14 protein-coding genes are annotated in these 15,217 nt (G+C 32.3%); all 14 read left to right on the forward strand.

Going from position 1 to position 15,217, the window contains the following annotated elements; translation table 11 throughout:
• Nucleotides 1-78: 78 nt before the first annotated feature.
• The 14 genes from aspS to PF021_RS06895 all read left to right on the forward strand — a co-directional run bounded on the left by aspS (nt 79) and on the right by PF021_RS06895 (nt 15,187).
• On the forward strand, nt 79-1,830 hold the full coding sequence (gene aspS, locus PF021_RS06830; protein ID WP_271021738.1) for an aspartate--tRNA ligase: 1,752 nt from the start codon (nt 79-81) through the stop codon (nt 1,828-1,830).
• Between the two features lie 9 nt (nt 1,831-1,839).
• Nucleotides 1,840-2,412, forward strand: coding sequence for an adenylate kinase (locus PF021_RS06835; RefSeq protein ID WP_271021740.1), 573 nt, complete (start codon nt 1,840-1,842; stop codon nt 2,410-2,412).
• Nucleotides 2,413-2,421: 9 nt separating this feature from the next.
• Complete coding sequence (ppa, locus tag PF021_RS06840; RefSeq protein ID WP_271021741.1) at nt 2,422-2,940, forward strand: inorganic diphosphatase; 519 nt, start codon at nt 2,422-2,424, stop codon at nt 2,938-2,940.
• A gap of 112 nt (nt 2,941-3,052) precedes the next feature.
• A complete protein-coding gene (locus PF021_RS06845) occupies nt 3,053-4,075 on the forward strand; it encodes a DctP family TRAP transporter solute-binding subunit (RefSeq protein WP_271021742.1) in 1,023 nt (340 codons plus the stop codon).
• Nucleotides 4,076-4,089: 14 nt separating this feature from the next.
• Nucleotides 4,090-4,701, forward strand: coding sequence for a TRAP transporter small permease (locus PF021_RS06850; RefSeq protein WP_271021876.1), 612 nt, complete (start codon nt 4,090-4,092; stop codon nt 4,699-4,701).
• A gap of 10 nt (nt 4,702-4,711) precedes the next feature.
• A complete protein-coding gene (locus PF021_RS06855) occupies nt 4,712-5,986 on the forward strand; it encodes a TRAP transporter large permease (protein ID WP_271021743.1) in 1,275 nt (424 codons plus the stop codon).
• Nucleotides 5,987-5,988: 2 nt separating this feature from the next.
• Nucleotides 5,989-6,741 carry a cytochrome c biogenesis CcdA family protein gene (locus PF021_RS06860; protein WP_271021744.1) on the forward strand — a complete coding sequence of 251 codons (753 nt, stop codon included), beginning with the start codon at nt 5,989-5,991 and terminating at the stop codon, nt 6,739-6,741.
• Entirely contained in the window at nt 6,738-7,268 is a 531-nt protein-coding gene (pseH, locus tag PF021_RS06865; RefSeq protein ID WP_271021745.1) for a UDP-4-amino-4,6-dideoxy-N-acetyl-beta-L-altrosamine N-acetyltransferase, read from the forward strand. Before PF021_RS06860 ends, pseH (PF021_RS06865) begins: the two co-directional genes overlap by 4 nt.
• On the forward strand, nt 7,268-7,957 hold the full coding sequence (locus tag PF021_RS06870; RefSeq protein ID WP_271021746.1) for a formyltransferase family protein: 690 nt from the start codon (nt 7,268-7,270) through the stop codon (nt 7,955-7,957). The genes pseH (PF021_RS06865) and PF021_RS06870 overlap by 1 nt, the downstream gene beginning before the upstream one ends.
• Nucleotides 7,947-9,149, forward strand: a complete 1,203-nt coding sequence (gene pseH, locus PF021_RS06875; protein WP_271021747.1) for a UDP-4-amino-4,6-dideoxy-N-acetyl-beta-L-altrosamine N-acetyltransferase — start codon at nt 7,947-7,949, stop codon at nt 9,147-9,149. Before PF021_RS06870 ends, pseH (PF021_RS06875) begins: the two co-directional genes overlap by 11 nt.
• Entirely contained in the window at nt 9,146-9,778 is a 633-nt protein-coding gene (locus tag PF021_RS06880; protein ID WP_271021748.1) for a formyltransferase family protein, read from the forward strand. The genes pseH (PF021_RS06875) and PF021_RS06880 overlap by 4 nt, the downstream gene beginning before the upstream one ends.
• Before the next feature lie 404 nt (nt 9,779-10,182).
• Entirely contained in the window at nt 10,183-11,421 is a 1,239-nt protein-coding gene (locus PF021_RS06885; protein WP_271021749.1) for a TolC family protein, read from the forward strand.
• Nucleotides 11,418-12,140: an efflux RND transporter periplasmic adaptor subunit gene (locus tag PF021_RS06890; protein WP_271021750.1), complete on the forward strand. Its 723-nt coding sequence runs from the start codon at nt 11,418-11,420 to the stop codon at nt 12,138-12,140. Before PF021_RS06885 ends, PF021_RS06890 begins: the two co-directional genes overlap by 4 nt.
• Complete coding sequence (locus PF021_RS06895; protein ID WP_271021751.1) at nt 12,137-15,187, forward strand: efflux RND transporter permease subunit; 3,051 nt, start codon at nt 12,137-12,139, stop codon at nt 15,185-15,187. Before PF021_RS06890 ends, PF021_RS06895 begins: the two co-directional genes overlap by 4 nt.
• Nucleotides 15,188-15,217 lie beyond the last annotated feature (30 nt).

The following is a 15,217-nucleotide window of genomic DNA, read 5'->3' on the forward strand; positions in this document are numbered from 1 at the left end:
ATGATTTATTGTTTATTTTATTTTTTTGAGTTAGAATCCTAGATTTTTATTAGTTTTAGAAACTTGTAGGAGCAGAATTTGAGAACACATTATTGTGCTAGTCTAAACGAGGCAAATATCGGAGAAGAAGTAAGCTTATGTGGGTGGTGTAATACTTATAGAGATCATGGTGGAATTATCTTTATAGATTTGCGTGATAGAAGCGGGTTAGTTCAGCTTGTATTTGATCCAAAAGACTTTGAAGATTCACATAAAATCGCTTCAGAAGTTAGGGATGAATATGTGTTAATAGCCAAAGGAAAAGTAAGAAGAAGAGGTGAGGGATTGGAAAATCCTAAACTAAAAACTGGAAAAATAGAAGTTCTAGTAAGCAAATTGATTATAGAAAATAAAAGTTTAACTCCTCCTATTGCAGTTGGTGATGAAAGTGTTGGTGAAGATGTGAGATTAAAATATCGTTATTTAGATTTAAGAAATCCAAGACTACAAGAGATTTTTATCACGCGTTCAAAAGTGGCACAAGCTACAAGAAATACTCTAAGTAATTTAGGATTCTTAGAAGTAGAAACTCCTATTTTAACTAAAGCCACACCTGAGGGAGCTAGAGATTATCTAGTGCCAAGTAGGGTTCATCATGGTGAGTTTTACGCACTTCCTCAAAGTCCGCAACTTTTTAAACAACTCTTAATGGTAAGTGGATTTGATAGATATTTTCAGATTGCAAAATGCTTCAGAGATGAAGATTTGAGGCTCGATAGACAGCCTGAATTTACTCAAATTGATATTGAAATGAGTTTTGTAGAGCAAAAAGATGTAATACAAGTAGCTGAAGAGGTTATAAAGTCTATATTTGGTGCTTGTGGTATAGAGGTAAATGCTCCATTCCCACATTATACATATAGCGATGTAATGGAGAGCTATGGTAGCGATAAGCCGGATTTACGCTATGAACTACCACTTATTGAAGTATCTGATTTATTCATAGATTCTTCTAATGAAATATTTGCTTCTATTGCAAAAGATTCTAAGAAAAATAGATTTAAAGCTTTGTGTGTTAATGGTGGAGATAACTTCTTTAGCCGAAAGACATTAGGAGAGGCAGAAGAATTTGTTAGAAAATTTGGTGCTAAAGGACTTGCATATATTCAAGTAAAAGAAGAAGGAGCTAAAGGACCACTTGTTAAATTTATAAGTGAAGATAAGTTAAAAGTATTACTAGATAGAGTTGGTGCTAGTGTGGGCGATATTATATTCTTTGGTGCTGGGGCTAAAAAAGTCGTATGGGATTATATGGGAAGACTCCGCCAAAAAATCGCTTCTGATATGGGAATGATTGATGAGAGTTTATATAAATTCTTGTGGGTTGTTGATTTTCCTATGTTTGAGAGAAATGATGATGGAAGCATCTCTGCATTGCACCACCCATTTACAATGCCAAAAAATATTGATGTAGAAGATATTGAAGAGATTAACTCTGTAGCGTATGATATTGTGCTAAATGGATTTGAAATTGGTGGAGGAAGTATTAGGATTCATAAGCAAGATATTCAAAGCAAAGTATTTGAGTTGCTTGGAATTAGTAAAGAAGAAGCAGAAGATAAGTTTAGCTTCCTATTAGAAGCATTGCAATTTGGAGCACCACCTCATGGCGGAATTGCGTTTGGACTAGATAGAATCATCATGCTTCTAACGAAGGCAAATTCTATTAGAGATGTAATTGCATTCCCTAAAACGCAAAGAGCGACTTGTCCGCTAACTTCTGCTCCAAGTGTTGCAGGAGAGGAGCAATTAAGGGAGCTACATATTAGAGTTAGAGAAACAAAAAAATAAGGAGAAAGAATGAAAAAATTATTTTTAGTTATTGGAGCACCCGGAAGTGGAAAGACAACTGATGCAGAGATTATTAGTAAAAATAATGCAGAATCTATGGTGCATTATTCCACAGGGGAGCTTCTAAGAGCAGAAGTTGCAAGTGGTAGTGAGCAAGGAAAGCTAATTGAGAGCTTTACAAGCAAGGGAAATTTAGTGCCTTTAGAAATTGTAGTTAAGACAATTGTAGATGCAATTTCTAATGCTCCAAAAGATGTGGTGCTAATTGATGGCTATCCAAGAAGTGTAGAACAAATGCTAGAGCTTGATAAAATCTTAGAATCTAAGAGTGATATTAGTCTTTCTTCTGTTATTGAAGTGGAGGTTAGCAAAGAGGTAGCATGCGATAGAGTGCTTGGTCGTGCTAGAGGTGCTGATGATAATGTAGAAGTGTTTAATAATAGAATGAATGTATTTTTAGAGCCATTAAAAGATATACAAGATTTTTATAACAAAAAGGGAATCTTACATAAAATTAATGGTGAAAGAACTATCGAAGAGATAGTAAGCGAAATGGAACGCTTTATTAAGAGTAAAATTTAAGGAGACAAAATGGATTTAAGTAAAATTGAAGTAGGTGAGAATCCTAGTAAGCTAAATGTTGTAATTGAAATTCCTTATGGAAGTAATATAAAGTATGAAATTGACAAAGATAGTGGTGCAGTTGTAGTAGATAGAGTGATGTATAGTGCTATGTTTTATCCTGCAAACTATGGCTTTGTGCCTAATACTCTAAGTGATGATGGCGATCCTGCTGATGTGCTTGTGATTAATGAATATCCGCTTCAAGCTGGAAGCGTTATAAAAGCTAGATTGATTGGTGTTTTAATCATGGAAGATGAAAGCGGAATGGACGAGAAGCTAATTGCTGTGCCTATTTCTAAGATTGATCCTAGATATGACAATATAAAAAGCCTAGAAGATTTGCCAAAAATCACACTTGATAGAATCAGAAATTTCTTTGAAACATACAAAATGCTAGAGCCTAATAAATGGGTGAAAGTAAAGGAATATAAAGATTTAGACGCTGCTAAAGAGATTTTAGATAGAGCAATTTCAAATTATAAATAGTTTCAAAAAGTAGCATTTAGATTCTATAGTTTTATTAAGTGAAATTAAAATTTAATATTTTAAGTTTTACTTTTTATAAAATTAAGAATCTAATAATTTTATGGAGGTATTTATGAAAAAGATTCTTGTATCTTTTGTAGGTGTTTTTTGTCTTGCATTCTTAGTTGGGTGTGGTGGAGATTCCAATAAGAGTGCTAGTGCTAATGGAGATAAGGTTTATGAGGTAAAGTTTGCACATGTTGTTAGTGCAAATACTCCTAAGGGCAAAGCAGCTGATTTTTTTGCCAAAAGAGTTGGAGAGCTAAGCAATGGTAAAATCGTTGTTCATGTGTTTCCTTCAGCACAACTTGTAGATGATGATAAGGTATTCCAAGAGCTAAAGAGAAACAATGTGCAACTAGCTGCTCCTAGTTTTTCAAAATTTGCCCCTTTTGCTAAGGAGTTTAATTTGTGGGATGTTCCCTTTATATTTAGAGATACAGAACATTTACATAAGGTAATGGATGGTGAAGTAGGTCAGATTCTAAAAGATGTGATAAATGCTAAAGGATATGTTGCATTAGATTATTGGGACGCGGGATTTAAGCAATTTAGCACAAATAAAAAGCCAATTATAGAGCCAGCAGATGCACAAGGGCAAAAAATGAGAATTATGAGTTCTAAAGTGCTAGAGGAACAAACAAAAGCCATTAAAGCAATCCCTCAAGTATTGCCATTTGGTGAAGTTTATTCAGCACTTCAAACAGGTGTAGTTGATGCAGCTGAAAATCCATTATCAAATCTTTATAATTCTAAATTCTATGAAGTGCAAAGTTCTATTACTATGTCAAATCATGGGTATTTAGGATATTTGGTTGTTGCAAGTGAAAAGTTTTGGCAAGAACTACCAGATGATTTAAAAGAAGTATTTAAAACTGCTATGAGTGAAGCTACCGAATATGAAAGAGAAGAGAGTGCTAAAGAAGAGCAAGTTTTATTAGATAGACTTAAAAATGATGATAAAACAGGCACAAAAGTATATGAGCTAACAGATGAGCAAAAGAAAGAATGGCAGGATTTGATGATTTCCATTTATCCTAAATTCTATGATTTAGTTGGCAAAGATTTGATTGAAAAGACTTTAAATACTAAATAGGGGGAGTTTTGGGTATTTTAGGTATTGTTAAAAAGCCCTTTTTATGGGTTCATAATAATCAAAAAGTTCAACAAATTTTCAAAATATTAGATGTGATTATTGCTTCAATTAATAAAAATGTTGCGGTAGTTGGGTTGGCAGTTGGAGTTGTAATAACTGCGATTAATGTATTTATGCGTTATGCTGCTGGGTTTTTCCCAGAGATAGGCTCTCTTACATGGGCAGAAGAGGTTGCTAGGTATTGTTTTTTGTGGTCAGCATTCTTTGGTGCTGCATATGGCTTTAGAAAGGGTGTTCATATATCAGTTACTATGCTAATAGAGAAGTTTCCACATTCTATTGCAAAGACATGCGTAATATGTAGCCATATTTTATGTGTAGTATTTTTGGGATTTATGTGTTATGCAAGTGTTATGGTTTGTTATTTAAATTATGAGATTGGCTATATGAGTGAAGCGTTGCATAGTGTGCCTTTGTGGGTGTTTTTATTATGTTTGCCTATTTCTTTTTTGGGTGCGACATATAGAAGTGCGGAAAAAATATATGAAGTCTCTTTCTTGCCTTCAGATAGGGTTGTAAAAAGTGCTGAAGCTGAAATTATAAGAGATTCTGTAATAAAAGATTAAAGAGTTAAAGATGAGTGTTGCATTTTTATTGATTTTGTTATTTGGTCTTTTATTACTTGGAGTGCCGGTTGCTATATCGCTTGGAGTTAGTGCTGTTGCTACGATGCTACTTTTTAGCTCTTATGATATTTTTGGAGTGCCAGAGATTATGCTAAATGGGTTAAAGCCTGCATTAATGGCTATCCCTATGTTTATACTAGCTGGCTCTTTAATGAGTAAGGGAAGTAGTGCACATAGAATCGTTGAGTTTGCCAAGAGTATTGTAGGGCATTTGCCCGGTGGGCTTCCTATGAGTGCGATTTTAGCTTGTATTATTTTTGCTGCTGTTAGCGGTAGCTCACCTGCCACGGTTGTTGCAATTGGTTCTGTTATGTTTTTGGCATTAAAGGAGGCTGGTTATCCTACTAGCTATTCTGTTGGTGCTATTACTTCTGCTGGTAGTCTTGGGATTTTGATTCCGCCTTCTGTTGTCATGATTGTATATGGAGTAACTGCTGAAGTATCCATTGAAAAGCTCTTTATCGCAGGAGTGATTCCTGGATTGCTAGTTGGAGGAATGATGATGTTGTATGCTTATTTTGGAGCGAAACGACTCGGATTTACCGCTACAAAACCTGCTAGTTTAAAAGAGAGGATAAAGAAGTTTAAAGAAGCATTTTGGGCATTATTAATTGTAGTAGTTGTAATTAGTGGTATTTATGCTGGTGTATTTACTGCTACTGAAGCTGCTGGGATTAGTGCCGTGTATGCGTTTATAGTATCTGTATTTATTTATAAAGATATTAAGTTTAAAGACTTGTATGGAGTATTTTTAGATGCAGCAATTACTACTGCTATGATTTTTTTTATCATTGGCTTTGCTGTCGTTTTTGCTCACTTTTTAACAAGCGAGAGGATTCCGCATATAATTGCTGAATATTTAGTTAGCATAAATATGACATGGTGGATGTTTTTAATATTGGTAAATTTAGTGCTGTTTGTTATGGGACAGTTTATGGAGCCTAGCTCTGTTGTCATGATTATGACGCCATTATTGCTACCTATTGCTGTGTCTTTAGGGATTGATCCTATACATTTTGGGATTGTTATGATTGTAAATATGGAGTTTGGTATGCTAACTCCTCCTGTTGGGCTTAATTTGTTTGTTGCAAGTTCTTTAACTGGACTTAGTTTAAAAGAGGTAGTAGTATCGGTCCTACCTTGGTTGTGTGTGTTATTGGTTGGGCTTATACTTATAACATATATACCAGCAATTTCGCTATGGCTACCTAGTATGATAGGATAATTATGGAAGAATCTTTGGTTGGGCTATTTGGTGAAGCTCCAATTTTAATTAGTCTTGTTGCAGGGATTTTGACTTTTCTTAGTCCCTGCGTTTTACCGCTTATACCTATATATCTTTCTTATGTTTCTAATATTTCTATTAATGAGCTAAAAGATTCTGAAGTTCTATCTTTTAAGTCGCGTTTGTTTGTGCTTAGGAATTCCATATTTTTTATATTTGGCATGGGGATTGTATTTGTTCTTTTGGGTGCTGTTAGTGCTAGAATCTTAAGTGGTGGAATCTTGCTTAGCAGTTATGTCTCATATGTTGCTGGTGGTATTTTAATAATTTTTGGATTATGTGTTATGAATGTTATTAAAATACCATCTATACAAAGACAAAAGACTTTTGATTTTACAAAATTACAGAAATTTTCGTTTGCAAAGGATATTTTAACTCCATTCTTACTTGGCGCTAGTTTTAGCTTTGGTTGGACACCTTGTGTTGGTCCGATATTAGCTGGTATTATATCATTGGCTTCTTTTGAGGGTGAGAGAGGTATTTGGCTTATGGTGGTTTATACTTTAGGGTTTAGTATTCCGTTTTTGCTGTGTTCTATTTTTATAGGATATGCCTTTAATGCATTAAATAAAATTAAGAGATATTTTAGAGTGATTGAATTTATAGTTGGTAGTTTGTTAATAATCATAGGAATCTTGGTAGCTAGTGGCGGAATGAGTAAGATTTCTCTGTATTTAGTAGAGATTTATAAATGATAGAGCTAAAAAACTTTACAAAGCTAAGTTGTGAAGAATCTATAATGGTGCTATCATGGCGTAATAGTCCAAAAGTAGCTCCTTTTATGTATAATGCTCTAATAAGCCCCAAGGAGCATTTGGAGTTTTTAGAGAGTTTAAAAACTACTTGTAATAAAGAATATTTCTTAGTGTATAAGGGTGCAATTCCAATAGGAGTTATAGATTTTATAAATATACAAATTGGCAATTCTTGTGAGTTTGGAATCTATGCTAATCCGAATCTTAAAGGTTATGGAGTGATATTAATGGAGACTTTGTTGGATTATGCTTTTAATACTCTAAAAGTAAAAGAATTAAAAGCACAAGTGCAGAGTGAAAATATAAAAGCTATAAATTTGTATAGTAAATTTGGATTTAAAAATGTTTGTAAAAAAATAATAAATAATAAAAAGATGAATCTAATAAAGCTAGATTCCGTGTTTTATAGTGGGGGGGGGGGTAATAATCTCCTAGTAGCTCCATTTTCTAGTTCTTTGGTTGCGTAATGAAAGTTATAGTAATCGCAACTCTAAAGAAATGGAATATAAAAAACTTCTACAAGCTACAAGATTCTTGCAAAAATTACAAATTACATTTAATTACACAACCGCAAGATTTAACATTGCAAAATCTTCATAAGATAAATCCTAAATATATTTTCTTTCCTCATTGGTCAGAGAAAATAGAATCTGAAATTTATAAAAACTTTTCTTGTGTTGTATTTCATATGAGTGATTTGCCTTATGGTAGAGGTGGCAGTCCATTGCAAAACCTAATAATTATGGGAATAAAACACACAAAAATATCTGCACTAAAGGTTAATGATATTTTAGATGGTGGGGATATTTATCTAAAAAGCAAATTGGATATTTCTAAAGGTAGTGCTAAAGAAATCTATAAAAAAGCTTCTAAGATTATATTTTTCCACATGATTCCATATATTTTAAAAAATAATCCAAAACCTAAAAAGCAAGTTGGAGATGTGGAGATATTTAAAAGACGAAAAAGAGAAGAGAGCAATATTCTAACTATTAATAATAAAAATTTAGATTCTATATATGACTTTATTAGAATGCTTGATGCACCTACTTATCCAAGAGCTTTCATTGAGCTTGGTAACTTTAAAATAGAATTTTATAAAGCTAAAAGAAATAGAAAAACAATATCTGGGAGATTTAAAATTTATGAGAAATAAAACCATATTAATTGTAGTAGCACACCCTGATGATGAGGTGCTAGGTTGTTTTGGCACTATCGCTAGAATGATAAAAGAAGGACATAGGGCTTATACTTTGGTTCTTGGAGAGGGCAAAAGTAGTAGAGCAGTTAAGAGGAGTGATATTACACAAGAATCTTATGATATCTTAGATGATGAGTTTTATAAGGCAAATAAAAGCATTGGCATAAGTGAAGTTTTTAGAGAAAGATTCCCTGATAATGCCTTTGATAGTGTGCCTTTATTAGAGATTATAAAAAGTATTGAAAAAATAAAGCAAAAAACAAAACCAGATATTATCTTTACGCATTATGAATCTGATTTAAATATTGACCATAAAATCACATTTCAAGCAGTTCTTACGGCAACTAGACCAATGAGAGATGAGTGTGTTAGAGAAATATATAGCTTTGAAGTTTTATCATCAACAGAGTGGAAGTATCCACATAGCTTTTCTCCAAATGTGTTTTTTGACATTAGTGATACTTTAGAGTTAAAAATAAATGCTATGAATCTTTATAAGTCAGAATTATGTGAATATCCTCATCCAAGAAGTCTAACGGGAATAGAGCTAAATGCGAAATATCGTGGTTTGCAAGTTGGGTTATCAAGTGTAGAATCTTTTATGCTTATTAGATTGGTTAATCATTGCAAAATAGAGTTTAAGTCTTTTAGCGAGCTAGATATTAATGAAATTGCAATTATATTTGCTTGGAGGAATGATGCAAGAGTATGTGAATTTATGAAGACAAAGAATTTCTCGTGGGAGATTCATAATAAATTTATAGAAAGTCTAAAAGATAGAAAAGATAAAGAATATTTTTTGGTTTATAGCGGTGATGTTGCAATTGGAGTTGTGTATTTTGTTGATATAAATTCGGATTCTTGTGAGTTTGGAATCTATGCTAATCCAAATCTTAAAGGCTATGGGAAGATTCTTATGCAACACTTATTAGATTATGCAAAAAATACTCTAAAAGTTAAAACCTTGTATTCTAGTGTATATACGAAAAATAAAAGAGCATTAAAATTATATGAGAGCTTTGGCTTTGAAATACAAGAAAATAAAGAAATGTCTTTTGTTAAGCTTGATTTATCTGCGGGGGGGGGGGGACTATTAAGCTTTAGTAGGTTTAATCTCTCTTATAGGTCTTTTAGGGGGGTTGCATGAAAGTTGCAATCCTAACCTCTAAAAGTCAGTGGTTTGTCCCATATGCTAGAGAGTTAGCAGAAAATCTTAAATGTCCTTTGTATTTCTCTCATAAATATTTTGTGGAATCTTATGAGATTGTCTTTATCCTCTCTTATCATTCTATAATTCCTAAAGAGTTTTTAGATACAAATAAACATAATATTGTGATCCATGCTTCTTCTTTGCCAAAGGGCAAGGGCTGGTCGCCGATGTTTTGGCAGGTTTTAGAGGGTAAGAGTGAGATAACTTTTAGCCTATTTGAAGCAGATTGTGGCATAGATAGTGGGGATATTTATCTGCAAGATATGCTAAGGCTTAAAGGTGGTGAACTCTATGATGAATTGCGAGAGCTTCAAGCTAGAATGTGTCAAAAAATGTGCTTAGAGTTTTTAGACAAATATCCGAATATAGAATCTAAAAAGCAAGTTGGAGAGGAGAGCTTTTATCAAAAACGCACAAAAGATTCAAGTGAGCTAGATATAACAAAGAGTTTGGAATCTCAATTTAATCTTTTGCGAATTGTAAGCAATGAGGAGTTCCCTGCATTTTTCTATAAAGATGGCAAGAAGTTTATTATAAAAATTTATGATTCTAGCTGTGGGAGTTAAAATAGTCTTAGTTGATTAATAAGTATATAATCGATAAAGAAAGACTATAGATTTTGCAAATGAGAAATGAACCAATAAGTTTTGTGATGTGATTTTGGGTAGTGTTAATTTTGAAATTAGAGAAGAGGTTGTGGAGTTTGGATTTTATGCGAATACATTTCGAGGTTGCTGGGGTTGGTAGGATTTTATAGTAGATTTCTATTTTTTATGAATTTTTTGGTTAAGTAAATAAGTTTTAGAGCTAGAGGGTATTAAATAAAACAAATCAGTGGCAAACTTGTGTATGAATTTGTGTTTTGTTATCTATGATGAATTGAACAAAATATTTAAGATAAGGCCGGATAAGATCTATAGTGTTAATTAAGCATATTTTAGCAATAATCAAAGAAACATTTTGGAAATACATGTTTAGAATATTGATACTTTTTTGTTTTATTGTTAATTGCTTTGCTGAATCTAGTCTGTATGAACTTATACAAAATGCAAAAAATAATCCCCTAATACAAGCAAAAATCGCCCAACATCAAGCACTAAAGCAAGAAAAAAATGCACTATATTCTAACTATCTCCCAAAAATAGCTGCTGGTTATAACTATCAAAATACCACAAATGCTGATTTATTCTATCCTAAAGAGGCAGAGGGATTCTTTGTTGAGGGTTCATTTGATTTATTTGATGGATTTAAAAGAGAAGGAAAAATAAAAATTCAAGATTCAAAAGTAGAATCTTCTTATTTTGATTATTTAGACACGCAAGAGAAGGTATTTTTAGAAATAATAACCAAGTATTATTCATTGCTTATTGCAAAAAGTAAGCAAGAAGCATTAATGAATCAACAATTAGAGTTGCAAGAAAATCTAAAAAAACAAGATATTTTATATGATGCTGGATTGATACAACAAGATAGCTTAGAGGCAATAAGGTCGCAATTTTTGCAAAATTCTTATAACTTAGAAAATATAAAGGTGGAGATAAGCATATATAAGGAGAATTTGAGCCTTCTTAGTGGGATAGAGATTGTTGATATAAATAAGGATTCTAAGCTAAAGGAAGTTGAAGCAAATAATAAGCTACCAAATTATTTGCTATCACAGAGACATTATGTAAGGGGCGTTGAATCTTCTAAGAATCTATACACATATCTGCCTACAATAACTATTTTTAATAAATACACAAATTATAACTATGGCACACGCAACATACCTACACTGCCATTTAGCTTTGATATACAAGATCCAAAGTATCAAAATGTATTTGGTATTAGTGTTAGTTTTACTATTTTTGATTCTTTTGCTACTTCTTTTGCTAAAGAGAGTGCTAGATTAAACGCACTAGCAGCAAATACAGAGTATGCATATAATGTAGATAAAAATAATAAAGATAGAATAATTTCCAAAAATGCCCTCCATTCAGCCAAAGAAAAGATAAAATGGGCAACTTCAGCACTAAAATCAGCACAAATATCTCATAGCTATGCAAGAGAAAAATTCAATGCTCAACTAATAGACTATACAGAGTATTTAAGCTCCCTAACATCATTGTTTAATGCACAATTTTTTTTTGATGAATCTTATTTTTCCTATGAGATACAAAAGGCGAAATTCTTGTATGTAAATGGGGAAAATTTAGAGGAGTATTTGTGAGATATGTTGTTGTTTTTGTTATGTTTTTTGGCGTAGCGTTATGTGAGGGGATTTATGCTACATTCCATATACAACCGATAAAAAAGGCAACTTTAAGTCTATCTAGTAGTGGAATTATAAAAGAGATATTTGTAGATGTAGGAAGCCATGTAAAAAAGGGAGATAAATTATTGGCTTTAAAAAATGATGACTTAAAAGCTAGTGTAGAAGTGTCATTGGCACTTTTGGAGGGGGCTAGGATACAACATAGCTTTTTAAAAGATCAATTTTTGCGTTATGAAAAATCAAAAGAAGCAATAGATAAAAATACCTTTGAAAAAATCGCAACCCAATATAAAACAAGTCTATATGAGCTAAAAAAAGCAGAATCTAATTATAAGCTACAAAAAGAATTATTAGAAAAATCAATCCTTTATGCTCCATTTAGTGGTGTGATTTCAGAAAAATTTGTAGAAGTTGGCGATGGCATTGGTGCTATATCTAGTAAGCTATTTATTTTAGAATCTAAAGAAAAAAAGGCTTTAATAGAATTTGATTCTAAGTATTTTACACAAGTAAAAGTTGGCAATAAATTAGAAAATAATATAAGCAAAAATCCAATTACTATAAATAAAATATATCCAAGTATAAATGATAAAACAAAAAAGGCAATAGCCGAAGGGGAGTTTTTAGAATCTATACCTAGTGGTATTTTTGGAGATGGATTTATACAACCATGAAATTAGCTATTTCTCGTCCGATTTTGGTGTTTAGCTTTGCATTAATATTAGTGTTTTTTGGGATTAATGCTCTAAAAAACTTGAGCGTATCTTTATATCCAAATGTAGATGTGCCAATAATTACTATAACAACAATATATAAAGGTGCAAATGCAGAAATAGTAGAAAGCAAAGTAACAGAAAAGATAGAAGAAGCAATAAGTGGAATTGATGAGCTAAAAAAGATAACATCGACTAGTAGCGATAATGTGAGCATTGTTGTTGCAGAATTTGAACTTACTAAAGAGATAGAAATTGCCGCAAATGATGTAAGGGATAAAATCTCAAGACTAAGTTTGGATAATGATATAGACTCTCCAATAATAGAAAAATATAATGTAGGAGGAGCACCTGTTGTATCTTTGTTTATATCTCCTAAACATAAAATCACAAACACCAAAGAATTGTTAGCATTAAATACTTATGCTGATTTGAATATTAAGCCACTTTTGCAGAGGATAAAGGGTGTAGGAAGTGTGAATATGGTTGGCTTTTTGGAAAGAGAGATAAAAATAAAGCCAAACAATAACGCACTTAGCAAATACAACCTAACATATACAGATATAGCACAAGCGATAAATGCCCAAAATATCCAACTAGATGGCGGTAAAATAATCTCTAAAGATAAAGAGTGGAAGATTCTAAGTAAGAGTGATAAAGATAAAGTAGAAGAATTAGCAAATATAGTTGTCGCAAATGGCATAAAGCTGGGAGATATTGCTGTAATTTTGGATTCAACAAAGGAGAGGAGAAGTTTCTCAAGTTTAGCAGATGGCGAGATTCAAAGTGAAGGGATTTTATTAGAGCTACAAAAAATATCTGGTGCAAATGAAATTGAAATTAAAGAGGGATTATTAGAGAACCTTCCATTTTTGCGGAGTATAAGTAGTGATTATGATCTAACAATCGTTAGAGATACGACAAATTATATACAAGATACCATAAATTCTGTTTCATTTGATTTGTTCTTAGGTGCATTCTTGGCCGTTTTCATAGTGTTTGTATTTTTACGGAATCTTTCTGTAACGCTAATAGCGGCACTTAGTTTGCCCATCTCAATTATGGGTGCGTTTGCTTGTCTTTATTTCTTTGGTATGACATTAAATTTAGCTACCATGATTGCAATTACTCTTGCAATAGGTATTATTATTGATGATGCTATTGTTGTAATTGAAAATATATATAAAAAAATAGAACAAGGAATGGAAAGAAGGGAAGCAGCATATGAAGGTGTTAAGCAGATATCTTTTGCGTTAATTGCTATATCGTGTATGCTATTATCTGTATTTATACCAATTGCAAATATGAGTGGAGTTACTGGGAGATTCTTTGTGTCTTTTGGTCTTAGTCTATCAGCTTCAATTATTATTTCGTATTTTGTTGTTATATCATTAATCCCAATGCTATCAGCAAGAATCATAACTACACAAAAAAGCAGATTCTACGCAAATACAGAAAAGTATTTTACCAATATTGAAGAGTTTTATAGCAGAATCTTGCAGGTTGTATTAAGAAATAATTGGCGTGTTATTTTGCTTGTGTTTTTAGCTTTTGTTAGCTCTTTATTGTTAATTTCTAGGCTTGGAGTTGAGTTTTTACCCTCTGAAGATAAAGCAGAGTTTGATATAAGATTAGTAAGTAAGCCCGGAATTTCAATGGAAAAAATGCAAGAAGAATCTTTGGAGATTCAAGCTTATTTGGATAGGTTGCCTGAAGTTGAGTATAGCATTTTAAATATAGGATTCACACAAGAGAGGAAGGTATATGAAGGGAAAATCTATGTAAAACTAACACCATATAATAAAAGAGATAGAGGTTTGCAAGAGATAATGGAATCTCTAAGAGAAGTATATAAGCCATATTCTAGCAAGCTTGATATGGATATTACGCTAATTGAGATTCCACAAATTAGTCTTGGCGAAGATGATTCACCTTTTCAGATGGCACTTTATTCATTTAGTGATGAAAAATTACAAGAAAGCCTAAATAGACTAGAATCTCTTATGCAAAGTAGTGGTAAATATAGTGATATACACACTGACATAAAGCCCAAAACACCGCAAATAAGGCTTGATATAAAGCAGAGTGTTGCTAATGAATATGGCTTTAGTGCAAAAGAAATTGCACTAGCAGTTAGCAATGCTTTTAGCGGGGAGTATGCTATATCTTATTTTAAAGAAAATGGAAAAGAATATGACATAGTTCTTCTAAGCACACAAAAGTCAAATATAAATGATATAAGAAGATTGATTTTAAGGAATAAAAGAGGAGATATAGTGTTTTTAGAAGGCTTAGTTGATATACAAGAAATAGATTCTATTACTTCTATAAAGCATTATGATAGACAGAAAAGTATTATGGTGTATTCTAATTTGGGTAATGGAATAAGTCTTGGAGAGGCTACAAGTTATGTTGAAAACAATACAGATTCATGGCTATTAGATGGGGTTAGATATAAAATTGAAGGATATGCAAAGTATATGCAAGAGACAAATGAAGCATTTATCGTTGCTATGAGTATGGCATTTATCCTTATATATTTAATTTTAGCAGCACTTTATGAATCTTTATTGCAACCATTAATTATAATAACAACCTTGCCACTTAGCTTTAGTGGAGCATTTTTCGCACTTTTTATAAGTGGTGAATCTATCAGTCTTTTTAGTGTTATGGGGCTTATGCTTTTAATGGGATTGGTTGGAAAAAATGCTACGCTTATAATTGATGTAGCAAACGAAAAGATAGAATCTGGCATTGAGATTGCACAGGCTATTTGTGAGGCTGGCAAAGAAAGGTTGCGACCAATACTGATGACTACCATTGCTATGGTTTTTGGAATGTTGCCTTTAGCATTAGCAAGTGGAGCTGGAAGTGGTATTAAATCTCCAATGGGAATTGCTATGATAGGAGGACTTGTATTTTCAATGATTCTTAGTTTATTAATCGTCCCTGCCCTTTTTAGAGTATCTTATAATTTAGATAGAAAACTTAGAAATTGGTATAAATAATTTCAATTTTAAGATTAACTTTCATTTTTA

The sequence above is a fragment of the Helicobacter ibis genome (assembly GCF_027859255.1).
Taxonomy (GTDB): domain Bacteria; phylum Campylobacterota; class Campylobacteria; order Campylobacterales; family Helicobacteraceae; genus Helicobacter_D; species Helicobacter_D ibis.

Bases quoted from the DNA above. Each gene is read 5' to 3' on its own strand.
- PF021_RS06835 (WP_271021740.1), top strand. From the start codon at position 1,840: ATGAAAAAATTATTTTTAGTTATTGGAGCACCCGGAAGTGGAAAGACA.
- PF021_RS06860 (WP_271021744.1), top strand. From the start codon at position 5,989: ATGGAAGAATCTTTGGTTGGGCTATTTGGTGAAGCTCCAATTTTAATT.
- PF021_RS06855 (WP_271021743.1), top strand. From the start codon at position 4,712: ATGAGTGTTGCATTTTTATTGATTTTGTTATTTGGTCTTTTATTACTT.
- PF021_RS06895 (WP_271021751.1), top strand. From the start codon at position 12,137: ATGAAATTAGCTATTTCTCGTCCGATTTTGGTGTTTAGCTTTGCATTA.
- pseH (WP_271021745.1), top strand. From the start codon at position 6,738: ATGATAGAGCTAAAAAACTTTACAAAGCTAAGTTGTGAAGAATCTATA.
- PF021_RS06880 (WP_271021748.1), top strand. From the start codon at position 9,146: ATGAAAGTTGCAATCCTAACCTCTAAAAGTCAGTGGTTTGTCCCATAT.
- ppa (WP_271021741.1), top strand. From the start codon at position 2,422: ATGGATTTAAGTAAAATTGAAGTAGGTGAGAATCCTAGTAAGCTAAAT.
- PF021_RS06845 (WP_271021742.1), top strand. From the start codon at position 3,053: ATGAAAAAGATTCTTGTATCTTTTGTAGGTGTTTTTTGTCTTGCATTC.
- pseH (WP_271021747.1), top strand. From the start codon at position 7,947: ATGAGAAATAAAACCATATTAATTGTAGTAGCACACCCTGATGATGAG.
- PF021_RS06870 (WP_271021746.1), top strand. From the start codon at position 7,268: ATGAAAGTTATAGTAATCGCAACTCTAAAGAAATGGAATATAAAAAAC.
- PF021_RS06885 (WP_271021749.1), top strand. From the start codon at position 10,183: ATGTTTAGAATATTGATACTTTTTTGTTTTATTGTTAATTGCTTTGCT.